We start from the raw sequence: 25353 nt of genomic DNA, 5'->3' as shown, positions 1-25353 counted from the left end.
GCGGGCCTAGACGAAGAGGGCACGACCCCACGAGTCGCCCGCGGCGGAGACGCCGGGTGGGCAGGCGAACAGGCCGCTGGAGACGTGCCGGATGTACTCGTTGAGCGCGTCCTGCCGCGACAACCGGGTCTGGATCGGCACGAACTGCTTGCGGGGGTCGCGCTGGTACGCGATGAAGAACAGGCCCGCGTCGAGCCGGCCCAGGCCGTCGGAGCCGTCGACGAAGTTGTAGCCGCGGCGCAGCAGCCGGGCCCCGTCGTTGAACTGCGGGTGCGCCAGGCGCACGTGGGAGTCCCGCGGGATCGTCTCGCCCGAGAAGTCCGGCTCGTCGAACTCGCCCGCCTTGCCCAGCGCCGCGCCCTCGCCCTTGTTCCGGCCGATGATCGCCTCCTGCTCGGCCAGGGAGGTGCGGTCCCACGTCTCGATCACCATCCGGATCTTGCGGGTGACCATGTAGGAGCCGCCGGTCATCCACTCCGGGCCGTCGCCCGGCTGCACCCAGAGCTGCTCGTCGAGCAGCTTCGTGTCCTCGGCCTTCAGGTTGGCCGTGCCGTCCTTGAAGCCGAACAGGTTCCGGGCGGTCTGCTGGGTTCGCGACGTCGAGGAGGTACGGCCGAAACCCAGCTGCGACCAGCGCACGCTCACGACGCCGAAGCCGATGCGGGCCAGGTTGCGCACCGCGTGCACGGCCACCTGGGGGTCATGCGCACACGCCTGCACGCAGATGTCCCCGCCGGAGATCTCGGGCTTCAGCGTGTCCTTGGCGAACTTCGGCAGGTCGGCCAGCGCCTCGGGGCGCCGGTCCGCGATGCCGAAGCGGTCCTTGCCCTCGGCCGTGCGGAAGAACGTCGGGCCGAAGCCGACGGTCAGCGTCAGCCCGGACGGCGGCAGCCCGATGGCCTCGCCGGTGTCGTCGGGCGCCGCCTCCGGCACCCCGTTCACGGCCCCGATGGCGCCGGCGTCCTGCCCCGCCGTCATCCGGGCCGCGGCCGCCGTCCACTTCTGCAGCAGCTCGGCGACCTCGGCCTTCTTGTCCGTGATCACGTCGAACGCGACGAAGTGGAGCCGGTCCTGGGCGGGCGTGACGATCCCGGCCTGCCGGGCCCCGTAGAAGGGCACCGCCGCGCCCGGGTCGTTGGCCCGGGCGGGCGGCGGCTCGTCGAAGACCTGCAGGCCGACGGCCCCGCCGGCCGCGGCCCCGAGGGCCCCGGCTCCGGCGAGTCCGAGCATCTTGCGACGATCCATGGCGAAAACTCCAGGAGCTACTTGGAGGCTACGAGCGGGGCGACCTTGCTGATCGGCTCGGCGAGCGCGTTGATCGCGTCGGCGAGCGCCTTGAGCTGGGCCTCGGAGAGCTCGTTGTGGAACTTCCAGCCGTCGCCGTTGCGGTGCTTGTCGAGCTCCGCCTGCGCCGCCGCGAACTTCTCGTCCAGGCTCTTGGCCAGGGCGGCGTCCTTCTCCTCGATGACCGGGCGCAGCGCCGCGATCGCGGCCCGGGAGCCCTCGAGGTTGGCCTGGAAGTCCCACAGGTCGGTGTGCGAGAAGGTGTCCTCCTCGCCGGTGATCTTGCCGGTGGCGACCTCGTCGAGCAGCTCCTTGGCCCCGTTGGCGAGCTCGATCGGGGACAGCTGGACCGTCTCGGCCTTGCTCACGATGGTCTTGACGTCCGCGAGCAGCTTGTCGGCGGTCGGGCCGGACTTGCTGATGTCCTTGGTGACCCAGAGGTCCTTCTCGATCTTGTGGAAGCCGGTCCACTCCTGGCCGGGCTCGAGGTCGGCCTCGCGGGCGTCGATCGCCGGGTCGAGGTCGCCGAAGCTCTCGGCCACGGGCTCGATGCGCTCCCAGTACGTGCGGGCGATCGGGAACAGCGACTTGGCCTTCTCGGCGTCGCCGGCCTTGACCGCGTTGACGAACTCGGTCGTCTTGTCGATCAGGGCGCCCGTGTTGTTCTTCACGTACGTCTGGTAGTCCTTGGTCGCCTGGGCGAGCTTGGCGTCGTCGGTCAGCGGCTTGCTCTCGCCGGTGGCCTTGAACTGGCCGCGGATGCCGTTGCCGATCATGCCCGGCTTGCAGGCGGTCTCGTAGGTGCCGGCCGGCAGCTCCACGATGAGGTCGCGGGTGAGGCCCGGCGCGACGTTCTCGACCTCGCCGACGATGCGGTCGCCGGTGGCGTACACGTAGAACTCGGTGACCTTGCCGCCCTTGTTGCTGACGGTGAAGGTGACCGGCCCCGACGCCGCCTCGGTCTTCTCGACCTTGCACTCGGAGTCGGTGGCGGTGACGGCGATCTTGCCGTTGGAGCTGGCCTCAGCCCCGGCTTCCGATCCGCTCTTGTCGTCGCCGCAGCCGGTCAGCGCGACGACGGCCAGCGCCGGTACGGCACCGAGCGCAAGCAGGCGTGATGTACGCATGGTTCTCCTACGAGACATGGAAAGAGGGGGAGGTGAGGCGGTCAGGCTTCGGAGGCGACCGGCTTCGATGACGGCCCTGATGCGGGCTCGGATGCCGGCCGGCGCAGGAGCGGCAGCAGGAAGAGGATCAGGACCGGCACCCCGTAGGCGACCCAGGCGATGGTCTCGAGCACGGACGGCTGCGGCGTGAAGTTGAACATGCCGCGCAGCAGCTCCGCGTACCACGCGGTGGGCGGCAGCGCGTTGGAGAGGTCGAACGCGTGGTTGTTCAGCCCCGGCAGGACGTTGGCCTCCTGCAGGTCGTGCACCCCGTACTTGAAGATCCCGGCGGCCACGAGCACTAGCAGCGCGCCGGTCCAGGTGAAGAACTTCGTCAGGTTGATCCGGATGGCGCTGGCGTAGAGCAGCCAGCCGAGCACGACCGAGGTGGCCAGGCCGAGCGAGATGCCGACGATCGGCTGCCAGGTGTCGGCGCCCTGGGCCGCGGCGAAGAAGAGGATCGACGTCTCCAGGCCCTCGCGGGCGACCGCCAGGAAGGCCATGCCGGCGACCGCGAAGGGGCCGACCTGGATCGCGTCCTCGAGCTTGCCGCGCAGCTCCTTGGCCATCTGGCGGGCCATGCGCCGCATCCAGAAGATCATGAAGGTGACGAACACGACGGCGATCAGCGAGGCGATCGCGTCCACCATCTCCTGGTGGGGGCCGGAGAGGTACGCGGTGCCGGCCTGCAGCAGCGCGGCGACCCCGATGGACAGCAGCGCCGCGACCGCGACGCCGGTCCAGACCCACCTCAGCAGGTGCTTGCGGTCACTCTTGACCAGGAAAGCGACGAGGATCGAGACCACGAGCGTGATCTCGAGCCCCTCGCGCAGGCCGATCAGGTAGATGGCGGTCATTCGAGCTCCGCAGGTAAGCCTTGTCTTACTTAGGTCAGCATTACCTTAGACCTCACCGGCATCTGCTACAAGCTTGTGGCACTTCAACACCAAGGGCCCCGCCGGAGTACTCCGGCGGGGCCCTTGACGATCAGACTCAGTAGCGGTAGTGGTCCGCCTTGTAGGGGCCCTCCACCGGGATGCCGAGGTATTCGGCCTGCTTCTTGGTCAGCTCGGTGAGCCGGACGCCGAGCGCGTCCAGGTGCAGCCGGGCGACCTTCTCGTCGAGGTGCTTGGCCAGCGTGTAGACGCCGATCGGGTACTCCTCGATCTTCGTGAACAGCTCGATCTGGGCGATCGTCTGGTTCGCGAAGCTGTTGGACATGACGAACGACGGGTGGCCGGTCGCGTTGCCCAGGTTGAGCAGGCGGCCCTCGCTCAGCACGATGATCGAGTGGCCGTCGTCGAACTTCCACTCGTCGACCTGCGGCTTGATGTTGATCCGCGTCACGTCGGAGCGGTGGGCGAGGCCGGCCATGTCGATCTCGTTGTCGAAGTGGCCGATGTTGCCGACGATCGCCTGGTGCTTCATCCGGCCCATGTGCTCGGCGGTGATGACGTCGAGGCAGCCGGTGGCGGTGATGAAGATGTCGGCGGTCTCGACGACGTCCTCCATCGTGGCGACCTGGTAGCCGTCCATCGCGGCCTGCAGGGCGCAGATCGGGTCGACCTCGGTGACGATGACCCGGGCGCCCTGGCCGCGCAGCGACTCGGCGCAGCCCTTGCCCACGTCGCCGTAGCCGAAGACCACGGCCACCTTGCCGCCGATAAGGACGTCGGTGGCGCGATTGATGCCGTCGATGAGCGAGTGACGGCAGCCGTACTTGTTGTCGAACTTCGACTTCGTGACGGAGTCGTTGACGTTGATCGCCGGGAAGAGCAGCGTGCCGGCCTGCTGCATCTCGTAGAGGCGGTGCACGCCGGTGGTGGTCTCCTCGGTCACGCCCTTGATGCCGGCCGCGACGCGGGTCCAGCGGCGGTTGTCCTCGCCGATGGAGCGCTGCAGCAGCTTGAGGATGACCGCGTACTCCTCCGAGTCGGCGGTGTCCGGCGACGGCACGGCCCCCGCGCCCTCGAACTCGGCGCCCTTGTGCACCAGCAGCGTGGCGTCGCCGCCGTCGTCGAGGATCATGTTCGGGCCCTGGCCGTCGGGCCAGAGCAACACCTGCTCGGTGCACCACCAGTACTCGTCGAGGGTCTCGCCCTTCCAGGCGTAGACCGGGACGCCGGCCGGCTTCTCGGGGGTGCCCTCGGGGCCGACGGCGATCGCCGCGGCGGCGTGGTCCTGGGTCGAGAAGATGTTGCAGCTGGCCCAGCGCACCTGCGCACCGAGCGCCACGAGCGTCTCGATCAGCACCGCGGTCTGGATCGTCATGTGCAGCGAGCCGGTGATCCGCGCGCCTTTCAGGGGCTGCGTCGCGGCGAACTCGCGCCGGATGGCCATGAGGCCCGGCATCTCGTGCTCGGCGAGCTGGATCTCCTTGCGCCCGAACGCGGCGAGGGACAGATCGGCCACCTTGAAGTCACCGTCGGCGACGGTGCTCGGCGGCAGCGTGCTGGTCAATGCGATCTCCTGGTCTGCAGAGGCGTACGGCGACCCTTCACGGTACGCGGCGGCGGGAAAGCCTTCCAATCGCCCCTGGACGAAGTGACCGGGACAGCGAGCGGGGCGGCGGGATTGCTCCCACCGCCCCGCTCTTCCCCCCGGTTTGGTTCCCCCGCATTGGCTTGGAGCGCTGTCTCAAACCCTGCGTAGCCGTAACACTACTCTGCGCAACTCAAATGTCAAGCAAATGCTCCGAATTCGGGCACCTTGGATTGGTAACGAGACCGGCCGCGCCGCGAGGATCGCGACGCGGCCGATTCAGCAGCCCGAGTGGGTGAACTCAGGTCAGGGGCGTCGCCGCCTGGAAGGCCTCACCGGAGCCGCTGAGCGCGAGCTCCGGCCGGCTCGCCGGCGCGAACGCCGCCTGACCGGGGCTCAGCGTCACCGGGACCGCGCCGTCGTCGACCCGGACGGAGCCCCGGGTGCACAGCACGATCCGCGGTCCCGAGCCCGGCAGCCGCACCGCCGACCGGTCCGCGCTGAGCACCGCCCGGTGCAGCGCGAAGTCGGGCACGGGCACCGGGTAGGCCCACAGACCGCCGCCCAGGTCCTCCGCGTGGGTGACGGGCTCGTCGAGCACCTCGAAGCGCAGCACCCGCAGCAGCTCCTCGACGTCCACGTGCTTCGGGGTCAGGCCGCCGCGCAGCACGTTGTCCGAGGCGGCCATGATCTCGACCCCGACGCCGCGCAGGTAGGCGTGCAGGTTCCCGGCCGGCATCCAGACCGCCTCGGCCGGGCGCAGCCGGATCCGGTTGAGCAGCGTGGCCACGATGACCCCGCTGTCGCCCGGATACTGCTCGGCCAGCCCGGTGACCAGGTCGTAGGCCGGCTTCTCGGCCGCCCGGGGCGCGCACGCGGCCACGACCTCGCCGACGAGGTCCGCGTCCGGATGCCCGAGCAGGCCCTGGACCGCGTCGTGCAGGGCCGCGGCCGCGTCGGCCTGGCTCAGCGCGTCGATCGTCGGCTTGAGCCGCGCCACGCCGAGCGCGGCGAGGTCGGCCGCGGCCGCCGCCGGGTCGCGGAAGCCGCACAGCGCGTCGAAGTCGGTCAGCGCGACCAGCATCTCCGGCTTGTGCCAGGCGTCGACGTAGGACTGGTGCCCGGCCGCGTGCGCCGCCCGGGCCTGCTCCAGCGTCGGGTGCGCCTGCAGCGACAGCGGCTGGGCGGCCGCGAGCACCTTGAGCAGGAACGGCAGCCGGGTGCCGAAGCGCTCGACGTTGGCCGCGCCGAGCAGCGTCCGCGGGTCGGCGGCGATCGCGTCGACCAGCGAGGCCCCGCTCACCGCGAGCCGCGACGGGCTGGCCGGGTGAGCCCCCATCCACAGCTCGGCCTCGGGGTCCGGGGTCGGCGTGGGCCGGCCCTGCAACGTGGCGATCGCGGTGCGCGAGCCCCAGGCGTACTTGCGGATCGGACTGTCGAGCAGTTCCACGGTCAGTGCGCCTCCGCGCTGGTCGGGACGGTGTTCTGGTCGGCCTCGCCGGCCTTGGCGGCACGGTAGATGTCGGGCTCCAGGTAGATCACGCGGGCGATCGGCACCGCGGCCCGGATGCGGGCCTCGGCGGCGTCGATGCCGCGGGCGATCTCGTCGGCCGTCTCGTTGTGCCGGACCGCGATCTTCGCCGCGACCAGCAGCTCGTCCGGGCCCAGGTGCACGGTGCGCATGTGGATCACGCGCTCGACCTCCGGGCCGTCGACGATCGCCTGCTCGATCGCGGCGACCTGGTCCGGCGTGGCCGACTCGCCGACGAGCAGGCTCTTCATCTCGACCGCGAGCACGGCCGCGACCGCGATGAGCAGCACGCCGATGGCCGCGGTGCCGATGCCGTCCCAGATGCCGTTGCCGGTGATCAGGGTCAGCCCGACGCCGAAGAGCGCGAGCACCAGGCCGAGCAGGGCCGCGAAGTCCTCGAGCAGGATGACCGGCAGCTCCGGCTCCTTGGCCCGCCGGATGAACTGCACCCAGGTCGCCTTGCCCTTGATCTTCTTCGTCTCGCCGATCGCGGTGCGGAAGGACAGGCCCTCCATGACGATCGCGGCGAGGAGGACGGCCACCGGCACCCACTGCCAGGACTCGATCGGCTCCGGGTGGGAGATCTTGTGCCAGGCCTCGTAGATGGCGAAGACGCCGCCGACGAAGAACAGCACGACGGCGACGATGAAGGCGTAGATGTACCGCTCGCGGCCGTAGCCGAACGGGTGGCGCGCGGTGGCCCGCTTCGAGGCCTGCTTGCCGCCGAGCAGCAGCAGGCCCTGGTTGCCGGAGTCGGCCACCGAGTGGATGGCCTCGGCCAGCATCGACGACGACCCGGTCAGGAAGAACGCGACGAACTTGGTGGCGGCAATGCCGAGATTCGCGGCCAGCGCCGCCAAGATCGCTTTAGTCCCGCCTTCAGTGCTCACATCGCCTCCGCTTCGCTACGGCGATGCGAGCATCGCACTGAGTTAAATGGTGAGAGGCCCCTCCGCTGCGCTCCGGACCTCTCACGGACTCACCAGATCCTTCATTTCCGACACAGCAGGGACGGCCATGGGGTCGAAGCCGTGCGCCAGACCCAGGTAGATCGAGGTGAAGTCCGGCACGGCGACGAGCGACGCCAATCGTTCCAGAGCGGAGCCACCCTCGGCGGTGATCAGGCTCACCCGCACGCCCCGGCGCTCGGCCAGCTCCTGCACGGCCTCGGCCCGGCGCTCCTCGACCGCGACGGGCTCGCCGTCGTCCTCGTCCTCGCCGGCCAGCCCGCCGTCGCGCAGCAGCACCAGCCGCAGCCGGGTGGCCGGGTTGTCGGCGTCCTCGTCCGGGTCGGCGAAGATGTCCCGGTCGGCCTCGGCCAGGCCGCCGTAGACGCCGTCGAGCAGGCCGACCCGGCCCCGGCCCGCCTCGCCGAGCGCGCCGACGACTGCGGGGTAGCGGGCGTTGGCCGACAGCGTGTCGCCGAAGCGGCGGGCCGCCACGGTGGCCAGCGGCGAGGAGCCCCAGACGATCGGCACCGAGTGGGCCAGGTCCAGGGCCAGGCTCTTGCCCGGGTTCACGAACGTCTCCATCGCCGTGCGGCACCGCTCGGCGTCGGCGTCCAGCCGCGCGGCGGTCTCGGCGAAGTCGGCCTCGGTGACCTTGACCAGGCCGAGCTGGCGCGCGGCGAGCAGCACCGGGACGGTCAGGCCCCAGAGGCTGGCCCGGGCCGGCGCCCGCCGCGGCACCGGGATGAACGGCGCGCGGAAGCGGTCGGCCAGGGCGTGCAGCTGGGTGTCGGGCGCGCCGATGGCCACGAGCCGGGCCCCGCGGCGACCGGCGGCCTCGGCGGCGGCGAGCGCCTCCGGGGAGCGGCCGGACGCCGAGACGGCGATGACCACGTCGGCCGCGCCGACCCAGCCGGGGATGCCCGCGCTGCGGTGGGCCAGGACCGGCACCGGACAGCGCGGCCCGGCGACGGTCTCGAGGATGTCGCCGGTGCGCGCGGCCGTGCCGACGCCCGCGACGACCACGGCCCGCGGGCGGCCCTCGTCGGCCAGCGCGCTCAGGTCGGTCTCGGCGGCCAGCGCCGCCGACTCCCGCACCTGGGCGCCGGCCGACGCGGTCGCCCGCAGCATGCCGCCCGGGTCGTTCTTCTCCAGCGACTCGGCGTTGTCCAGCAGCGCCAGGTCGATCTCGCGATGCCCGCGGACCCCCGCAGTGCCTTCCAGTGGATTCATGCCGCACCACCCTCTTCGGTCTTGGCGGATTCCCCGCCGGTGCCGTTCTCAACCGCACCATCGGCAGAGGGCTGGCGCGCCTCGTCGAGCAGGAGCACCGGGATGCCGTCGCGGATCTCGAAGATCCGCCCGCATTCGGTGCAGGTCAGCGTCTGCGCATCGGCGTCGAGGGTGAGCTCGGCGTGGTGCTCGTCGGGGCAGCGCAGGATCGACAGCAGGGCGGGGTCCACGGACACGCGTTCCAACTCCTTCTCAGCGGCGGACGACTCAGCGGCGGATGACGGCCAGCATCTCATCGCGCAGCGCCGCCATCCGCTCGGCGGTCGGCGCCTCAACGTTAAGCCGCAGAAGCGGCTCCGTGTTGGACGGGCGCACGTTGGCCCAGCTGCCGTCGGGGAAGCTGAGGGTGATCCCGTCGAGCCGGTCGATCTCCACCGGGAACGCCTGCTCGACCTCGGCCATCTTCGCGGCGGTGTCGGCGACCGTCGAGTTGATCTCGCCTGAGGCCGCGTAGCGCTCGTAGTCCTTCGCCAGCGCCGACAGCGGGGCGGGCTGGCCGCCGAGCAGGGCCAGCGTGTGCAGGGCGGCGAGCATGCCGGTGTCGGCGCCCCAGAAGTCGCGGAAGTAGTAGTGCGCCGAGTGCTCGCCGCCGAAGACCGCGCCGGTGCGGGCCATCTCGGCCTTGATGAACGAGTGCCCGACCCGGGTGCGCACCGGCTCGCCGCCGTGCTCGCGGACGATCTCGGGCACCACCTTCGAGGTGATGAGGTTGTGGATGATCGTCCCGCCCGGGTCCTTGGCCAGCTCGCGGACCGCCACCATCGCCGTGATCACCGACGGGGAGACGGCCTCGCCCCGCTCGTCGACCACGAAGCAGCGGTCGGCGTCGCCGTCGAAGGCCAGGCCGATGTCGGCGCCGGTCGCGCGGACCTTGGCCTGCAGGTCGACCAGGTTGGCCGGCTCCAGCGGGTTGGCCTCGTGGTTGGGGAAGGTGCCGTCGAGCTCGAAGTACAGCGGGATGATCGTCAGCGGCAGGCCCGAGCCGAGCACGGCCGGCACGGTGTAGCCGCCCATGCCGTTGCCGGCGTCGACCACGACCGTCAGCGGCCGGATGTCGGAGAGGTCCACGAGCTTGAGCAGGTGGGTGGCGTACCGCTCCAGGAGGCTGTACTGCTCCAGCCCGCCCTTGAGCGCACCCTCGGCGACCCGGGCCCCGCTGTCGAGGATCTGCTGCGCGCGCTCGCGGATCTCGGTCAGGCCGGTGTCCTGCCCGACCGGCTTGGCGCCCTGCTTGCACAGCTTGATCCCGTTGTACTGCGCGGGATTGTGGCTCGCGGTGAACATGGCGCCGGGCAGGTCGAGCACGCCCGAGGCGTAGTACAGCAGGTCGGTGGAGCCCAGGCCGGCCTCCAGCACGTCGGCGCCCTCGGCGCGCGCACCGTTGGCGAACGCCGTCGCCAGCGCCGGGCCCGACGCCCGCATGTCGTGCGCGGTCACGATCTTCTCGGCGAACTCCCCGCGGCTGCGCAGCGTCTGCACGAACGCCCGTCCGAGTGCCTCCGCCACCGGCTCGTTGAGCTGGTCGGGCACCGTCCCCCGCACGTCGTAGGCCTTGACGATCCGGCTCAGGTCGATCACAGTCTCGCACCCCTAGTCGTGGTCGCTGTTCCTACGACGGAGCCTAGTGCGGTTGCGTTCCGTGCACGTGTCAGTCCTAAGTTGCGCATGTGAGATCCGGGAAAGCATGTGGTGCAGGATGAACACATGGCGGAGGAAGGCAACTCCCTGCGGGCGATCGTCGCGGCCCTGTCCGCGAACCTCGGCATCGCGCTGAGCAAGTTCGTCGCGTTCCTGTTCACCGGCTCGTCGTCGCTGCTCGCGGAGGCCGTGCACTCGGTGGCCGACACCGCCAACCAGGTCCTGCTGCTCATCGGCGGCCGGCGCGCCCAGCAGCGGGCCAGCCAGCTGCACCCGTTCGGTTACGCTCGGTTCCGATACTTCTACGGCTTCCTCGTCACCCTGGTGATCTTCCTCGTCGGCGGCGTCTTCGCACTCTTCGAGGGCTGGCAGAAGCTGCACCACCCGGAGCCGGTCGAGGACCCGATCTGGGCGTTCGCGGTGCTGGGCATCTCGGTCGGGCTGGAGTCGTTCTCGCTGCGCACCGCGGTGCACGAGGCCGAGCCGTCCCGCCGCGGGGCGCCCTGGCTGCGGTTCATCCGGACCACCCGCTCCCCCGAGCTGCCGGTCGTGCTCGCCGAGGACTTCGGCGCGCTGACCGGCCTCACCTTCGCCTTCGTCGGCATCACCCTCGCGGTGGTCACCGGCGACGGGCGCTGGGACGCGGCCGGCACGCTGGCCATCGGCGCCCTGCTCGTGGTCATCTCGATCACCCTGTCGCAGCGGATGCGCAGCCTGCTCATCGGCGAGTCGGCCGACAACGGCACCCTGCTGGCGATCGAGGCGGCGATCGAGCGGGAGCCGCTGATCGAACGCATGATCCATCTGCGCACCATGCACCTCGGCCCCGATCAGCTGCTGATCGCGGCCAAGGTGGCGGTGCGGGCCAGCGAGACGATGGCGCACGTGGCCCAGGCGATCAACCGGGCGGAGAAGCAGGTCCGCGACGCCCTGAGCTACGAGTGCTTCATCTTCCTGGAGCCCGACGTGTTCGACGCGAAGTTGTACGAGGCCGCCGAGCGTCCTCCGGGCTCCTCGTCGAAGGAGCGGCGCGAGGCCTGGGAGTGACTACAGCTGGAGCCCGGTGAGGACCATGACGCGCTCCTCGGTGTAGTCGGCCATCGCGCTGGCCAGGCCCTCGCGCCCGACCCCGCTGGCCTTGGACCCGCCGTAGGGCATCTGGTCGGCCCGGTAGCTGGGCACGTCGCCCACGATCACCCCGCCGACGTCGAGCACCCGGTGGGCCTCGAAGGCCCGGTCCAGCCGCCGGGTGAACACGCCGGCCTGCAGCCCGTAGGGCGAGGCGTTGACCGCCGCGAACCCGTCGGCGTCGGAGGCGACGCGCTCGAGCACCAGCACCGGGCCGAAGACCTCCTCGGAGCTGACCTTGGCGTCGGCCGGCGCGTGCGCGATGACGGTCGGGGCGTAGGCGGCGCCGTCGCGGGTGCCGCCGGTGAGCACCTTGGCCCCGGCCGCGACCGCCTCGCCGACCCACTCCTCGACCCGCCGGGCCGCGGACTCGCTGATGAGCGGGCCGACGTCGGTCTCGTCGGCGGCCGGGTCGCCGGTCACCTGGGCCTCGACCGCGGCCACCAGCTTCTCGGCCAGCGCGTCGTGGTGGCGCTCGTGGACGTACACCCGCTGGACCGCGATGCAGCTCTGCCCGGCCTGGTAGTTGGAGAAGGTGGCGATCCGGGTCGCCGCCCAGTCCAGGTCGTCCCAGTCCTCGCACACCACCACGGCCGCGTTGCCGCCGAGCTCGAGGGTGACGTGCTTGCGCGGCACGGCGTCGCGGATCTGCCAGCCGACCGGGCCCGAGCCGGTGAACGACACGACGGGCAGGCGCGGGTCGGCCACCAGGGCGGAGGCGCGGTCGTTCGGGATCGGCACGATCGACCACATCCCCGCGGGCAGGTCGGTCTCGGCCAGGATCTCGCCGAGCAGCAGCGCGCTGAGCGGGGTCGCCGGGGCCGGCTTGAGCACGATCGGCGCGCCGACGGCCAGGGCCGGGGCGACCTTGTGGGCGACCAGGTTGAGCGGGAAGTTGAACGGGGAGATGCCCAGCACCGGGCCCCGCGGCACCCGCTTGACCAGGGCGATGCGGCCGGTCGCGGCCGGGTCGGTGTCGAGGCGCTGCAGCGAGCCGGAGAAGCGGCGGGCCTCCTCGGCGGCCCAGCGGAACGTCGACACCGCGCGGGCGACCTCGCCCCGCGACCACTTCATCGGCTTGCCGTTCTCGGCGGTGATGAGCCGGGCGACCTCGTCGGCGCGCTCCTTGAGCCGGGCGCTGACGTGGTCGAGGGCGGCGGCCCGGGCGCTCGCGGGCAGGGCCGCGGCCTCGGCGGCGACGGCGGCCGCGGCGGCGACCGCCGCCTCCACCTGCTCGGGAGTCGCGTTGGAGGTGGTGCCGACCTGACGCCCGTCGTAGGGGTGGCGGATCTCGACGGCGTCGTCGCTGGTTGCCGGGCGCCCGGCAATGAAGAACGGGGTCACGATTCCACCCTAACCCCAACGGAAACAGTTGCCCGAGGGCTTGTGTGCGACGGATTCGATGGAAAGATGTCCGTGCCGGGCACTCAAGGGAGCGGACATGACCAAGCAGCTGCAGAACTTCGTCGACGGCGCCTACACCGACCCCGCCGACGGCCGATACTCCGACCTGATCGACCCGTCCACCGGCGAGGTGTTCGCCTCCGCGCCGGTCTCCAGCGCCGAGGACGTCGACCGCGCCGTGCGGGCCGCGGCGAAGGCCTTCGAGACCTGGCGCGACGCCACGCCCTCGGAGCGGCAGCGGGCGCTGCTCAAGCTCGCCGACGCGATGGAGGACCGGGCGTCGGAGATCATCGACGCCGAGGTGCGCAACACCGGCAAGCCGCGTGCGATGACCGCCAGCGAGGAGCTGCCGCCGTCGATCGACCAGATCCGGTTCTTCGCCGGCGCCGCCCGGGTGCTCGAGGGCAAGTCCGCCGGCGAGTACATGAAGGGCCACACCAGCTACGTGCGGCGTGAGCCGATCGGCGTCTGCGCCCAGGTCACCCCGTGGAACTACCCGCTGATGATGGCGGTGTGGAAGATCGCCCCGGCGCTGGCCGCGGGCAACACGGTCGTGCTGAAGCCGTCCGACACCACGCCCGTCTCGTCGCTGCTGCTGGCCGAGCTGGCCGCCGAGTTCCTGCCGCCGGGCGTGCTCAACGTGATCACCGGCGACCGGGACACCGGCCGCGCCCTGGTCGCCCACCCGACCCCGAACTTCGTCTCCATCACCGGCTCGGTCCGGGCCGGGCGCGAGGTGGCCGCCGGGGCCGCCCCGTCGCTCAAGCGCACCCACCTGGAGCTGGGCGGCAAGGCCCCGGTCGTGGTCTTCGACGACGCCGACCTGGCCGCCGCGGCCGAGGCGATCGCGGTCGCCGGCTACTTCAACGCGGGCCAGGACTGCACCGCGGCCACCCGCGTGCTGGCCGGGCCGGGCATCTACGACGACTTCGTGGCCGCGCTCGCCGAGCAGGCGGCCGGGACGAAGACCGGCGCCCCGGACGACGAGGACATCCTCTACGGCCCGCTGAACAACGCCAACCAGCTCGCCCGGGTCGGCGGCTTCATCGACCGGCTGCCCGATCACGCCCGGCTCGATACCGGCGGGGCCCGGGTCGGCGACAAGGGCTACTTCTACTCCCCGACCGTCGTCTCCGGCCTGCGCCAGGACGACGAGATCATCCAGGACGAGGTGTTCGGGCCGGTCATCACCGTGCAGCGCTTCACGGACGAGGACGAGGCGGTGCGCTGGGCCAACGGGGTGGAGTACGGCCTGTCGTCCTCGGTCTGGACCCGCGACCACGGCCGCGCGATGCGCATGACCCGGCGGCTCGACTTCGGCTGCGTCTGGGTCAACGCGCACATCCCGATCGTCGCCGAAATGCCGCACGGCGGGTTCAAACAGTCCGGATACGGTAAGGACCTCTCCATGTACGGGCTCGAGGACTACACCCGGATCAAGCACGTCATGCACAACATCGAGCTGTGATGACGTCCTCCGAGGATCTGCGCAAGCGCCGCTCCGCCGCCGTCGCGCGCGGGGTCAGCAGCATGATCGGCTCGTACGTCGACCACGCCTCCGGCGGCACCCTCACGGACGTCGACGGGCGGGAGTGGATCGACCTCGCGGCCGGCATCGCGGTCACGAACGTCGGCAACGCGAACCCGCGGGTGGCCGAGGCGGTGCGGCGCCAGGCGGAGCGGTTCACCCACACGTGCTTCATGATCGCGCCGTACGAGGGCTACGTCGCCGTCTGCGAGCAGCTCAACGCGCTCACCCCGGGCACGTTCGAGAAGCGCTCGGCCCTGTTCAACTCGGGTGCCGAGGCGGTCGAGAACGCGGTGAAGATCGCCCGGCACGCCACCGGGCGCCGGGCCGTCGTCGTGTTCGACCACGCTTACCACGGCCGGACCAACCTCACCATGGCGCTCACCGCCAAGGACATGCCCTACAAGCGCGGCTTCGGCCCGTTCGCCGGCGAGATCTACCGGGTGCCGATGTCCTACCCGTTCCGCGACGGCCTCGCCGGCCCGGACGCCGCCGCGCTGGCCATCGGCATGATCGAGAAGCAGGTGGGCGCCGACCAGGTGGCCGCGGTGCTGATCGAGCCGATCCAGGGCGAGGGCGGCTTCGTGGTGCCCGCGCCGGGCTTCCTGCCCTCGCTGGCCACCTGGGCGAAGGCGAACGGGGCGCTGTTCGTCGCCGACGAGATCCAGACCGGCTTCTGCCGCACCGGGGACTGGTTCGCCAGCACCCACGAGCGGCTGGAGCCGGACCTGGTCACCACCGCGAAGGGCATCGCCGGCGGCCTGCCCCTGGCCGGGGTGACCGGGCGGGCCGAGCTCATGGACGCCGTGCACCCGGGCGGCCTCGGCGGCACCTACGGCGGCAACCCCGTGGCCTGCGCGGCCGCGCTCGCCTCGATCGAGACCATGCGGGAGCTCGACCTGGCCGCGGCCGCCCGGCGGATCGAGTCCGTCATGCTGCCCCGCCTGCGCGACCTGCGGGCCCGCTTTCCGTTCATCGGCGACGTCCGGGGCCGGGGCGCGATGCTGGCCCTGGAGATCGTGGTGCCCGAGTCCGCCGCGCCGGGCGAGCTCACCGCCGAGCGGGGCTGGGCGAAGGGCGCGCCGCTGGGCGCGACCCCGGACGCGGCCAAGACGGCCGACATCCAGCGCCTGGCCCACGAGGCCGGGCTGCTGCTGCTCACCTGCGGCACCTACGGCAACGTGATCCGTTTCCTGCCGCCGCTGGTGATGGACGACCCGACCCTCGAACGCGCGCTCGACCTGCTGGAAACGGCACTGTAGAAAGCCGTTCGCCCCTTGGCGATCGGGGGTGACCCGGGTCACTATGAGGCATGAACAGTCCCTGGCTCGCCCTGCCCACGGGGGCCAATCCCCGCAAGCGGAGCGGTCAGGTCGGCCGCGCCCGGGACGCGTTCCTGGGCGGCGGCCGGGTCGGGACGCAGGTGCGCGGCGTCGTGGCCGACTCGTGGCGGCGCAGCGCGGCCGCCCGGCTGGACCCGGACGCCACCGCCCCCGTCGACCTCAGCGACGACGAGCTCGAGGAGTATCGGCGCGACCATCCGCTCCGGCACGCGCTGCCGCTCTTCCGGGACCTGCTGGGCAGCTTCGCCGAGGACGGCGATCACCTGATGGCGGTCTGCGACGCCCACGGCCGGCTGCTGTGGGTCGAGGGGCACAAGACCGTGCTGCGGCGGGCCGAGGGCATGAACTTCGTCGCCGGGGCGCAGTGGGACGAGGCCCACGCCGGCACCAATGCGCCCGGCACCGCGGTCGCCGTCGACCACGCCGTGCAGATCTTCGCCACCGAGCACTTCAGCCGCCGCGTCCAGCGGTTCACCTGCTCCGCCGCGCCGATCCACGACCCGCGCACCGGCCGCCTGCTGGGCGCGATCGACGTGACGGGCGGCGACCACCTGGCCAGCCCGCACTCGCTGGCGCTGGTCGTCGCCACCGCCCGCGCGGCCGAGGCGCACCTGGCCACCCTCGCGCCGCCCGGCCCCACCTTCACCGCGCTCGGCCGCGACGAGGGTGTGCTGCGCGCGCAGCGGCTGAGCCGGCGGCACAGCGAGATCGTCGCCCTGTTGTGCGCCCATCCCGAGGGGCTCACCGGCGACCAGCTCGCCCTGGAGCTCTACGGCGATGAGTGCGTCAACCCGGTCACCCTGCGCGCGGAGCTGTCGCGGCTGCGCCACGTGCTCGGTCCGCTGCTGCTGTCGCGCCCCTACCGGCTGCGCGACGCGGTCACCTCCGACTTCGCCGAGATCGCCGAGTGCCTCGCGGCCGGGGACGTGAAGAGTGCCCTGCGCGCCTACCCCGGCCCGCTGCTGCCCCTCTCGGAGGCGCCCGGCATCGTGCGGCTGCGCCGGCTCATCGAGGGCCAGCTGCGCGCCGGGGTCCGGGCCAGCGGCGACCCGGCGATGCTCGCGGCCTGGACCGCGGCCGCCTGGGGCGCCGAGGACCTGTGGATGTGGGAGGCCCTCGCCGCCGCCCTGCCGCCCGGCTCGCCCCGCCAGGCCCTTGCCCTGGAGCGGGTCGCGTGCCTGTCGGAGGAGTACGCAACGTTCTTGCAACGTGGCCGTAACTAACTTCGGGGCATGACCCGCTACGCAGCCCCGGGCCAGGACGGATCCCTGGTCAACTTCGAGTCCCGCTACGACCACTGGATCGGCGGCGACTACGTCAAACCCGCCCGCGGCCAGTACTTCGAGAACCCGACCCCGGTGACCGGCCAGGCCTTCACCGAGATCGCGCGGGGCACCGCCGAGGACGTGGAAGCCGCCCTCGACGCCGCGCACGGCGCGGCCGACGCGTGGGGCCGCACCTCGGTGGCCGACCGCGCCAACATCCTCAACAAGATCGCCGACCGGATCGAGGCCAACCTCGAGACCCTCGCCGTCGCCGAGACCTGGGAGAACGGCAAGCCGATCCGGGAGACGCTCGCCGCCGACCTGCCGCTGGCCGTCGACCACTTCCGGTACTTCGCCGGCGCCATCCGCGCCCAGGAGGGCAGCCTCGGCGAGCTCGACGACGACACCGTGGCGTACCACTTCCACGAGCCCCTGGGCGTGGTCGCGCAGATCATCCCGTGGAACTTCCCGCTGCTCATGGCCACCTGGAAGCTCGCCCCCGCGCTCGCCGCCGGCAACGCGGTCGTGCTCAAGCCGGCCGAGCAGACCCCCGCCTCCATCCACGTGCTCATGGGCCTCATCGCCGACCTGCTCCCGCCGGGCGTGGTCAACATCGTCAACGGCTTCGGCGTCGAGGCCGGCAAGCCGCTGGCCAGCAGCCCGAGGGTCGCCAAGGTCGCGTTCACGGGCGAGACCACGACCGGGCGGCTGATCATGCAGTACGCCAGCGAGAACATCAAGCCGGTGACCCTGGAGCTCGGCGGCAAGAGCCCCAACATCTTCTTCGACGACGTCTCCGCCGCCGACGACGCCTTCTTCGACAAGGCGCTCGAGGGCTTCGCGATGTTCGCGCTCAACCAGGGTGAGGTGTGCACCTGCCCGTCCCGCGCGCTCATCCAGCAGGGCCACTACGGCACGTTCATGGACGCCGCGACCGAGCGCGTCCGGGCGATCAAGCAGGGCCACCCGCTCGACACCGACACGATGATCGGCGCGCAGGCCTCCAACGACCAGCTCGAGAAGATCCTCTCCTACCTCGACATCGGCCGGCAGGAGGGCGCGAAGGTCCGCATCGGCGGCGAGCGCGCCGACCTCGGCGGGGAACTCTCCGGCGGGTACTACGTGCAGCCCACGGTCTTCGAGGGCGACAACGCGATGCGCATCTTCCAGGAGGAGATCTTCGGCCCGGTGGTCTCGGTGACCTCGTTCTCCGACTTCGCCGACGCCGTCAAGATCGCCAACGACACCCTCTACGGCCTCGGTGCCGGCGTGTGGACCCGCGACACGAACACCGCCTACCGCGCGGGCCGGGCGATCCAGGCCGGCCGGGTCTGGACCAACTGCTACCACGCCTACCCGGCGCACGCGGCGTTCGGCGGCTACAAGCAGTCCGGCATCGGCCGCGAGAACCACAAGATGATGCTCGAGCACTACCAGCAGACCAAGAACCTGCTCGTCAGCTACAGCCCGAACAAGCTCGGGTTCTTCTAGAGATGCAGCGAGTGGCGGTGACCCCCGCGGCGGCCGACCTGATCCGGTCGCTGCGGGGCACGCATGGACCCCTGATGTTCCACCAGTCCGGCGGCTGCTGCGACGGCAGCTCGCCGATGTGCTACCCGGAGGGCGAGTTCCGCACCGGCTCCTCCGACGTGCTCCTCGCGTCGCTGGCCGTGGACGGCGTCGACGAGCCGGTGACGTTCTGGATGTCGAAGTCGCAGTTCGAGCTCTGGCGGCACACCCACCTCACGGTGGACGTGGTGCCCGGGCGCGGTTCCGGCTTCTCGCTGGAGGCTCCGGAGGGCGTCCGCTTCCTGATCAGGTCCCGGCTGCTGACCCCGGAGGAGTTAGCGGCCCTCGAGTAGTCAGCGGCCTCGAGTAGTCAGCGGCCCCGAGTAGTCAGCGGCCCTCGAGTAGCGGCCGGCGCGGGTCCCACGGGTCTCCGCGCCGGCGCCGGGCGATCGCGGACAGGGTCTCCAGGACCACGCGGTTGGCCAGGTACGCCGTGATCTCGGCGTGGTCGTAGGGCGGCGACACCTCGACCACGTCCATGCCGACGATCGGCAGTTCGAAGCAGCACCGGCGGACCGCGTCCAGCAGCTGCCGGGAGGTCAGGCCGCCCGGCTCCGGGGTTCCCGTCCCCGGGGCCATGCCGGGATCGACCACGTCGACGTCGACCGAGAGGAAGACGCCGTCGCACTCGTCGGTGGCGATGGTGAAGGCCTCCGTCAGGCACTGGTCCAGGCCGCGGGCGACGATCTCGGTCATCTCGTAGGAGCGCAGGCCCCGACCGGCCATCCAGTCCAGCGTCTCCGGGCCGGGCCAGTAGCCGCGCAGGCCCAGTTGCAGGAACCGGTCGCCGCGCAGGGCACCGGACTCGATCAGGCGGCGCATCGGCTGCCCGTGGCCGACCAGCGAGCCCATCTCGACGTCGCCGGTGTCGGCGTGGGCGTCGAAGTGGACCATCGAGACGCGGCCGTAGCCGAGCTTGCGGGCCACGCCGGTCGCGTCGGGCCAGGCGATGGTGTGATCGCCCCCGAGCACGACCGGGATCGCGCCCGAGTCGGCGACCGCGAAGACGGCGTCCTCCAGCGTCTTGAGCGCGGTCGTGGAGTCCGGGGCGTACATGTGGACGTCCCCGGCGTCGAAGACCCTCAGATCCTTGAGCGCGTCGACCCGCATGGCGAGCGAGGGCCGGGAGCCGTCGTGGGGCAGGTAGCAGGCCTGGCGGATGGCCTGCGGACCGAACCGGGTGCCGGGCCGGTGGGAGGTGCCGCCGTCGTAGGGCGCGCCGATGATCACCACGTCGGCCTCGGGCAGCGCGGCCAGGTCGCAGCGCGGCACCCCGAGGAACGTGAAGTCCGGACCGAACTGGTTCATGGCTCGATCATGACTCCTTCATAGCTCCTGCATACTCCACGGCACCCCGTGCTCGGCGAGCAGATCGAGAAACGGTCGCGGCGGGAAGGCCTCGGGGCCGAGCACGCCCGTGCCCGTCCACGTGCCGGCCGCGAGCAGTTCGAGGCCGACCACCGCGTTGACCGCGGTCTGCCACACGACGGCCTGACAGCCGTACTCGCGCATGGTCCACGCGTTGTCGACGACGTGGTACAGGTAGGTGGCCCGCGGCCGCCCGTCGCGCCCGAGCCCGGTGACGTAGGTGCCGGCGCAGGTGCGGCCGTGCATCCGCTCGCCGAGCTTCGCCGGGTCGGGCAGGACCGCGGCCACCACGTCGCGCGGGGAGACCGGGACGCCGCCGACCATCACCTTCCTCGTCGAGTCGAGCCCGAGCTTGTGGATGGTCTTGAGCACCCGGATGAACTCGTCGCCCAGGCCGTATTTGAAGGTGACCCGCCGCACGTCGATCCAGCGCGGGATGAGCAGCACCTCCTCGTGCTCCACGTTCACGCACTCGATCGGGCCGATGCCGGCCGGGAAGTCGAAGATCTCGGGCTCGGAGAAGGGCCTCGTGACGTACACCCCGCGGTTCTTCTCATAGATGAGCGGCGGGTTGAGGCACTCCTCGATCGTCGTCCAGATCGAGAACGAGGGGGCGAACTCGTAGCCGTCCACCACCAGGTCCGAGCCGTCGCGGATGCCGATGTCGTGCACCTCGGCGAAGAGCACGTCGGCGGCGTAGCGGGCGAAGACATCGGACAGCCCGGGCTCGACGCCCATGCCTACGAGCGCCAGCCGGTCGGCCGCCTGCCACTGGTCCTCGACCGCGAACTGCGCGGCGCCGAGCAGCACGCCGACCTTCTCGTAGGGCCGCTCCGGGTGCGGCTGGGACAGCGACATGGCCATGTCGACGTAGTGCGCGCGGGCCTCGAGGGCGCCGGTGAAGACCGAGACCACGAAGCGGGGGTCGACGGCGTTGAGCACGTGCGTGATGCGCAGGCTCCGGCACAGCTGCGCGACCGCGGGGGCGGAGGCGGCGTCGAGGACGGCCGCGGCGAACCGGGGATCGTCCACCGAGGACACCGCGGCCTCGGCCCGGGCGGCGTCGTAGTCGGCCACGACGCAGTGTTCGAAGAAGGGACGGCGGGCGGCGATGCGCACCGCGGCGCTGCCGACGCCACCGGCGCCGACGATCAGTAATCGCATGTGCTCCTAGGCCTTCCGGCGCAGGCGCGGCAACTGGCCGATCAGGACGATCAGGAACGAGATCAGGAACATCGCGGTGCCGATGACGTTGATCTGGGCGGGAATGCCGCGCTGCGAGGCCCCCCAGACGAACATCGGGAACGTCACGACGGTCCCGGAGTTGAAGTTGGTGACGATGAAGTCGTCGAAGGACAGCGAGAACGACAGCAGGGCGGCCGCGACGATGCCGGGCATCACCAGCGGCAGGGTCACGCGCAGGAACGTCTGGCGCTCGTCGGCGTAGAGGTCCATGGCCGCCTCCTGCAGCCGCGGGTCGAGCCCGGCCAGGCGCGCCTTGACCGTGACGACCACGAACGACAGGCAGAACAGCACGTGGGCGATGACGACGGTCCAGAAGCCCAGCGGCACGCCCGAGGCGACGAAGAGCGCCAGCAGCGACGAGCCCATCACGATCTCCGGCGTCGCCATGGGCAGGAAGATCAGCGTGTTGGTCGCGCCGCGGCCGCGGAAGCTGTGCCGGGCCAGGGCGAAGGACATCAGCGTGCCCAGCACCGTCGCGCCGACGGTGGCCAGCAGCGCGACGCCGATGCTGAGCCAGAAGGCGTCGCCGATGCCGGCCACGCCGAAGGGGTGCTTCCAGTGATCCAGCGTGAACTTGTAGTTGTCCAGCGTGTAGGGGGCGTTGGCGCGGGCGTCCCGGAACGACATCGCGGCCACGACGGCGATCGGCACGAAGAGGTACAGCAGGACGATCAGCCCGATCGCGAGGACCCAGTGATCGGCGAGGAACCTGCGCAGGCGGTGGAGCATCAGAGCACCTCGTCCGTTCCGGCGCGCTTGACGTAGACGAAGACCAGCACGAGGATCGCCGCCATCAGGGTGAACGACAGCGCGGCCGCGGCCGGGTAGTCGCCGACCTTGAGGAACTTGGACTGGATGACGTTGCCGATCATGTACTGCCGGTTGGTCCCCAGCAGCTGCGCGTTGATGTAGTCGCCGGCCGCCGGGATGAACGTCAGCAGCGTGCCCGCCACGACACCGGGCATCGACAGCGGCAGCACGACCCGCGTGAAGCGCGCGACCGGGCGGGCGTAGAGGTCGCCGGCCGCCTCGATGAGCCGCGGGTCGAGCTTCTCCAGGCTGGCGTAGAGCGGCAGCACCATGAACGGCAGGAAGTTGTAGACCAGCCCCGCGATCACCGCCGGCGTGGTGGCCAGCAGCCGGCCGTCGGGCAGCGGGACGTGCAGCGCGTTGAGCACCGACACGACCGTGCCGTTGTCGGACAGGATGACCTTCCAGGCCAGCGTGCGAATCAGGAAGCTGGTGAAGAACGGCGCGATGACGCAGATGAGCAGCACGTTCTTCCAGCGGCCGGCCTTGAGCGCGATCGCGTAGGCCAGCGGGTAGCCCAGCAGCAGCGAGAACGCGGTGGTCAGCAGCGCGTACCACAGCGAGCGGCCGAACTGGGGCAGGTATTCGGCGATGGCGTCGGAGTAGTTGCTGAACTGCCAGGTCATCGCGTATCCGTCCTCCAGCGACCCGCTCGGGTCGTAGAGGCTGGTCGCGAAGAGCTGGATGCACGGCACCGCGAAGAACAGGATCAGCCACAGGCCGCCGGGGAGCAGCAGCAGGTACGGCAGCCACTTCTTCCTGGGTTGTTCGAGCTTGACCGGCGCGCCAGTGCCAGCACCGGCCCCGAGCTGCCCCAAAGCGCTCATGCCGACAACTCCGCTTCGCTCCGGCGCCGACACGAGGAGGACCTGAGCTCATGATGAGCGGCCACTCCGCTTCGCTCCGTACCGCTCATGCCGCGACTTCCTCGGCATCCACCACCGGCGCGTGGGTCTCGCCGGCCGGGCGGGGCAGGAGGAACGCGTGGTCGGGCCGCCAGTGCACGGTCACCTCGCTGGCCACGGCGAGCGGCGCGGCCACGCCCGAGTTGGGCACGAAGACGGTCAGCTCGTCGCCCCAGGGCGCGCGCACGAGGTACTGCGTGCTGACCCCCATGTAGGAGGAGTCGGTCACGAGCCCGGTGACGCTCTGGTGGCCGGCCGGCACCTCCCCGGTGCTGAGGTGCATCTTCTCCGGCCGCACGCCGAGCCACACCGTGCCCTCGGTGGCGCGGGCGCGCGCGGCCGGGACCGTGTAGCGGCCCTCGTAGGCCCCGACCAGCAGGTCGTCGCCGGAGCGTCCGGTCACGTCGGCGGCGAGCAGGTTGGACTGGCCCAGGAAATTGGCCACGAAGGCGGTGCCGGGGAAGTCGTACATCTCCACGGGCGCGCCGAGCTGCTCGATGCGCCCGCCGTTCATCACCGCGACCGTGTCGGCCATCGTCATGGCCTCCTCCTGGTCGTGCGTGACGTGCACGAAGGTGATGCCGACCTCGGTCTGGATGCGCTTGAGCTCGACCTGCATCTGCCGGCGAAGCTTCAGGTCCAGCGCGCCGAGCGGCTCGTCGAGCAGCAGCACCTGGGGCCGGTTGATCAGCGCCCGGGCGAGCGCCACCCGCTGCTGCTGGCCGCCGGAGAGCTGGGCCGGGCGGCGCTTGCCGAAGCCGTCGAGGTCGACCAGGTGGAGCATCTCCTCCACCTGGTCGGTGCACTTGCGGATGCCGCGCCGGCGCAGGCCGAAGGCGACGTTGTCCTCGATGTTGAGGTGCGGAAACAGCGCGTAGCTCTGGAACACCGTGTTGACCGGCCGCTTGTAGGGCCGCAGCCGAGTGACGTCGGAGTCGCCGAGCAGGACCTGGCCCTCGGTCGGCTCCTCGAGCCCCGCGATCATCCGCAGGGTGGTCGTCTTGCCGCAGCCGGACGCGCCCAGCAGCGCGAAGAACGAACCCCGGGGAACGGTGAGGGTCAGGTCGTCGACCGCGGTGAAGGTGCCGAACCGCTTCGTCACACCGGTGAGGCGGAGATCGGCGCCGCTGGGCTGCTCGGTCATGTATCAGGCCCCCGATACGGCTTCGAACTTGGCGGCGTACTTCTTGTCCTCGTCCTCGGTGAGCGCCTTGAACGAGTGCGTCTTGGCCAGCGTCGCCGAGTCCGGGAAGATCAGCGGGTTGGTGGCCAGGTCGGGGTCGATCTTCTGCATCGCTTCCTGCGCGCCCTGGACCGGGCAGATGTAGTTGACCGTCGCGGCCACCTGGGCGGCCACCGCGGGGTCGTAGTAGTAGTCGATGAGCTGCTCGGCGTTGGCCCTGTGGGTCGCCGGGGCCGGGATCAGCATGTTGTCCGACCAGATGATCAGACCCTCCTCCGGCGTGACGAACGCGACCTTCGAGCCCTCCTCGGCGGCGAGCTGGATGACGTCGCCGGACCACGCGATGCACGCCGCGAGGTCGCCCTTGGCGAGGTCCTCCTTGTAGTCGTTGCCGGTGAACTTGCGGATCTGGCCGGAGTCGACGGCCTTCTTGAGCTTCTCGATCGCGGCGTCGAAGTCGGCGTCGCTGACCGTCGCCGGGTCCTTGCCCATCGACAGCAGCAGCAGGCCGACGGTGTCGCGCATCTCGGTGAGCACGGCGACCTTGCCCTTGAGGTCCGGGCGGGTCAGCAGCTCGTCGATGGTGCGGACCTCCTTGGTCACCGCGCCGTTGTAGGCGATGCCGGTGAGGCCGGACTGCCACGGGGCGGCGTACTTCATGTCCTTGTCCCACGGCCGGTTGCGCAGCGTCTTGATCACGTTCGCGGTGAAGTTGGGGGTCTTCGCCGGGTCGAAGGGCTGCACCCAGCCCAGGTTGACCACCCGCGAGGCCATCCAGTCGGTGAGCACCATGACGTCGCGGTCGATCGACTGGCACGCCTGGAGCTGGTTGCGCACCTTGCCGAAGAACTCGTTGTTGTCGTTGACGTCCTCGGTGTAGTTGACCGCGATCCCGGTCTTGGCCGTGAACGCGTCCAGCGACGGGCGCTTCTTGTCGTCGTTGGCATCGACATCGATGTAGAGCGGCCAGTTGGACCAGTTGAGCTTCTTCTCGGTCGCCGAGGCGTCGGTGCCGATGCAGGCGGCCTTCTCCGCGTCGTTCTTCTTCGCGGGCTTCGTGCCGCACGCCGCCAGCGTCCCGCCGGACGCGACGATGGCACCGCTGGCCAGCAGACTGCGAATCAGGGTCCGGCGCGAGAGGCCGGCGGCTTGGTTTCGCACAGGGGCTCCTACGGATCTCGATATCGATCACCCGAACTGGGGGTGGTGACCGACGACTGATCCTGACACGGGGTGCCATCACTCACAAGGGATTCCGTTGTCAC

General features: G+C 71.0%; 22 protein-coding genes. 6 read left to right on the top strand and 16 right to left on the bottom strand.

Translation table 11 applies throughout. The features are described 5' to 3' along the window. Positions 1-6: 6 nt before the first annotated feature. The 9 genes from efeB to AC6JBM_RS48680 all read right to left on the bottom strand — a co-directional run bounded on the left by efeB (position 7) and on the right by AC6JBM_RS48680 (position 10280). A complete protein-coding gene (gene efeB, locus AC6JBM_RS48720; protein ID WP_497980379.1) occupies positions 7-1245 on the bottom strand; it encodes an iron uptake transporter deferrochelatase/peroxidase subunit in 1239 nt (412 codons plus the stop codon). 17 nt (positions 1246-1262) lie between these two features. Then, positions 1263-2411 (bottom strand): iron uptake system protein EfeO, encoded by a 1149-nt coding sequence (gene efeO / locus AC6JBM_RS48715; RefSeq protein ID WP_497980378.1) that lies wholly within the window; start codon positions 2409-2411, stop codon positions 1263-1265. Positions 2412-2452: 41 nt separating this feature from the next. Then, complete coding sequence (gene efeU, locus AC6JBM_RS48710) at positions 2453-3307, bottom strand: iron uptake transporter permease EfeU (RefSeq protein WP_497980377.1); 855 nt, start codon at positions 3305-3307, stop codon at positions 2453-2455. A gap of 136 nt (positions 3308-3443) precedes the next feature. Next, complete coding sequence (ahcY, locus tag AC6JBM_RS48705; RefSeq protein WP_497980376.1) at positions 3444-4910, bottom strand: adenosylhomocysteinase; 1467 nt, start codon at positions 4908-4910, stop codon at positions 3444-3446. A 322-nt stretch (positions 4911-5232) separates the two neighbouring features. After that, positions 5233-6381: a mannose-6-phosphate isomerase, class I gene (gene manA, locus AC6JBM_RS48700; protein ID WP_497980375.1), complete on the bottom strand. Its 1149-nt coding sequence runs from the start codon at positions 6379-6381 to the stop codon at positions 5233-5235. A gap of 2 nt (positions 6382-6383) precedes the next feature. Beyond that, a complete protein-coding gene (locus AC6JBM_RS48695) occupies positions 6384-7352 on the bottom strand; it encodes a cation diffusion facilitator family transporter (RefSeq protein ID WP_497980374.1) in 969 nt (322 codons plus the stop codon). An 81-nt stretch (positions 7353-7433) separates the two neighbouring features. Then, on the bottom strand, positions 7434-8642 hold the full coding sequence (locus tag AC6JBM_RS48690; RefSeq protein WP_497980373.1) for an SIS domain-containing protein: 1209 nt from the start codon (positions 8640-8642) through the stop codon (positions 7434-7436). Continuing rightward, entirely contained in the window at positions 8639-8878 is a 240-nt protein-coding gene (locus AC6JBM_RS48685; RefSeq protein WP_350612083.1) for a Trm112 family protein, read from the bottom strand. Before AC6JBM_RS48685 ends, AC6JBM_RS48690 begins: the two co-directional genes overlap by 4 nt. Before the next feature lie 31 nt (positions 8879-8909). Further along, positions 8910-10280, bottom strand: coding sequence for a phosphomannomutase/phosphoglucomutase (locus AC6JBM_RS48680; protein ID WP_497980372.1), 1371 nt, complete (start codon positions 10278-10280; stop codon positions 8910-8912). Positions 10281-10406: 126 nt separating this feature from the next. Between AC6JBM_RS48680 and AC6JBM_RS48675 the strand changes: the two genes are divergently transcribed. Then, positions 10407-11387 carry a cation diffusion facilitator family transporter gene (locus AC6JBM_RS48675; RefSeq protein WP_497980371.1) on the top strand — a complete coding sequence of 327 codons (981 nt, stop codon included), beginning with the start codon at positions 10407-10409 and terminating at the stop codon, positions 11385-11387. Here AC6JBM_RS48675 and AC6JBM_RS48670 read toward each other — a convergent pair whose 3' ends face one another. Next, positions 11388-12812 carry an aldehyde dehydrogenase family protein gene (locus AC6JBM_RS48670; protein WP_497980370.1) on the bottom strand — a complete coding sequence of 475 codons (1425 nt, stop codon included), beginning with the start codon at positions 12810-12812 and terminating at the stop codon, positions 11388-11390. A 97-nt stretch (positions 12813-12909) separates the two neighbouring features. Between AC6JBM_RS48670 and AC6JBM_RS48665 the strand changes: the two genes are divergently transcribed. The 5 genes from AC6JBM_RS48665 to AC6JBM_RS48645 are packed head-to-tail and all read left to right on the top strand — an operon-like array spanning position 12910 to position 18870. Next, entirely contained in the window at positions 12910-14340 is a 1431-nt protein-coding gene (locus tag AC6JBM_RS48665) for a gamma-aminobutyraldehyde dehydrogenase (protein WP_497980369.1), read from the top strand. Continuing rightward, positions 14340-15662, top strand: a complete 1323-nt coding sequence (gene gabT, locus AC6JBM_RS48660) for a 4-aminobutyrate--2-oxoglutarate transaminase (protein ID WP_497980368.1) — start codon at positions 14340-14342, stop codon at positions 15660-15662. Before AC6JBM_RS48665 ends, gabT begins: the two co-directional genes overlap by 1 nt. A 50-nt stretch (positions 15663-15712) precedes the next feature. Next, positions 15713-16966: a GAF domain-containing protein gene (locus AC6JBM_RS48655; RefSeq protein ID WP_497980367.1), complete on the top strand. Its 1254-nt coding sequence runs from the start codon at positions 15713-15715 to the stop codon at positions 16964-16966. Between the two features lie 9 nt (positions 16967-16975). Then, a complete protein-coding gene (adh, locus tag AC6JBM_RS48650; RefSeq protein ID WP_350612076.1) occupies positions 16976-18499 on the top strand; it encodes an aldehyde dehydrogenase in 1524 nt (507 codons plus the stop codon). 2 nt (positions 18500-18501) lie between these two features. After that, positions 18502-18870 carry a DUF779 domain-containing protein gene (locus tag AC6JBM_RS48645; RefSeq protein ID WP_497980366.1) on the top strand — a complete coding sequence of 123 codons (369 nt, stop codon included), beginning with the start codon at positions 18502-18504 and terminating at the stop codon, positions 18868-18870. Positions 18871-18904: 34 nt separating this feature from the next. Here the strand turns inward: AC6JBM_RS48645 and speB are convergent, their stop codons facing one another. The 6 genes from speB to AC6JBM_RS48615 form a co-directional block, all read right to left on the bottom strand. Then, positions 18905-19885, bottom strand: coding sequence for an agmatinase (gene speB, locus AC6JBM_RS48640; RefSeq protein ID WP_497980365.1), 981 nt, complete (start codon positions 19883-19885; stop codon positions 18905-18907). Between the two features lie 18 nt (positions 19886-19903). Further along, positions 19904-21109, bottom strand: a complete 1206-nt coding sequence (locus tag AC6JBM_RS48635) for a saccharopine dehydrogenase family protein (protein ID WP_497980364.1) — start codon at positions 21107-21109, stop codon at positions 19904-19906. Between the two features lie 6 nt (positions 21110-21115). Continuing rightward, on the bottom strand, positions 21116-21919 hold the full coding sequence (locus tag AC6JBM_RS48630) for an ABC transporter permease (protein WP_350612072.1): 804 nt from the start codon (positions 21917-21919) through the stop codon (positions 21116-21118). After that, positions 21919-22827: an ABC transporter permease gene (locus tag AC6JBM_RS48625; RefSeq protein ID WP_497980363.1), complete on the bottom strand. Its 909-nt coding sequence runs from the start codon at positions 22825-22827 to the stop codon at positions 21919-21921. The genes AC6JBM_RS48630 and AC6JBM_RS48625 overlap by 1 nt, the downstream gene beginning before the upstream one ends. An 85-nt stretch (positions 22828-22912) precedes the next feature. After that, positions 22913-24049 (bottom strand): ABC transporter ATP-binding protein, encoded by a 1137-nt coding sequence (locus tag AC6JBM_RS48620; RefSeq protein ID WP_497980362.1) that lies wholly within the window; start codon positions 24047-24049, stop codon positions 22913-22915. Positions 24050-24052: 3 nt separating this feature from the next. Next, entirely contained in the window at positions 24053-25249 is a 1197-nt protein-coding gene (locus tag AC6JBM_RS48615) for a polyamine ABC transporter substrate-binding protein (RefSeq protein WP_497980361.1), read from the bottom strand. Between the last annotated feature and the right edge of the window lie 104 nt (positions 25250-25353).

The organism is Dactylosporangium thailandense, from assembly GCF_059739745.1.
Note: the sequence above shows the minus strand (reverse complement) of the source record. Positions and strands in the feature narration are given on the sequence as shown.

Excerpts from the sequence above, each read along its gene's own strand:
- efeB (WP_497980379.1), bottom strand. The coding sequence starts at position 1,245 with ATGGATCGTCGCAAGATGCTCGGACTCGCCGGAGCCGGGGCCCTCGGG.
- efeO (WP_497980378.1), bottom strand. The coding sequence starts at position 2,411 with ATGCGTACATCACGCCTGCTTGCGCTCGGTGCCGTACCGGCGCTGGCC.
- efeU (WP_497980377.1), bottom strand. The coding sequence starts at position 3,307 with ATGACCGCCATCTACCTGATCGGCCTGCGCGAGGGGCTCGAGATCACG.
- AC6JBM_RS48690 (WP_497980373.1), bottom strand. The coding sequence starts at position 8,642 with ATGAATCCACTGGAAGGCACTGCGGGGGTCCGCGGGCATCGCGAGATC.
- AC6JBM_RS48675 (WP_497980371.1), top strand. The coding sequence starts at position 10,407 with ATGGCGGAGGAAGGCAACTCCCTGCGGGCGATCGTCGCGGCCCTGTCC.
- AC6JBM_RS48665 (WP_497980369.1), top strand. The coding sequence starts at position 12,910 with ATGACCAAGCAGCTGCAGAACTTCGTCGACGGCGCCTACACCGACCCC.
- gabT (WP_497980368.1), top strand. The coding sequence starts at position 14,340 with ATGACGTCCTCCGAGGATCTGCGCAAGCGCCGCTCCGCCGCCGTCGCG.
- AC6JBM_RS48655 (WP_497980367.1), top strand. The coding sequence starts at position 15,713 with ATGAACAGTCCCTGGCTCGCCCTGCCCACGGGGGCCAATCCCCGCAAG.
- adh (WP_350612076.1), top strand. The coding sequence starts at position 16,976 with ATGACCCGCTACGCAGCCCCGGGCCAGGACGGATCCCTGGTCAACTTC.
- AC6JBM_RS48645 (WP_497980366.1), top strand. The coding sequence starts at position 18,502 with ATGCAGCGAGTGGCGGTGACCCCCGCGGCGGCCGACCTGATCCGGTCG.
- speB (WP_497980365.1), bottom strand. The coding sequence starts at position 19,885 with ATGAACCAGTTCGGTCCGGACTTCACGTTCCTCGGGGTGCCGCGCTGC.
- AC6JBM_RS48635 (WP_497980364.1), bottom strand. The coding sequence starts at position 21,109 with ATGCGATTACTGATCGTCGGCGCCGGTGGCGTCGGCAGCGCCGCGGTG.
- AC6JBM_RS48630 (WP_350612072.1), bottom strand. The coding sequence starts at position 21,919 with ATGCTCCACCGCCTGCGCAGGTTCCTCGCCGATCACTGGGTCCTCGCG.
- AC6JBM_RS48625 (WP_497980363.1), bottom strand. The coding sequence starts at position 22,827 with ATGAGCGCTTTGGGGCAGCTCGGGGCCGGTGCTGGCACTGGCGCGCCG.
- AC6JBM_RS48620 (WP_497980362.1), bottom strand. The coding sequence starts at position 24,049 with ATGACCGAGCAGCCCAGCGGCGCCGATCTCCGCCTCACCGGTGTGACG.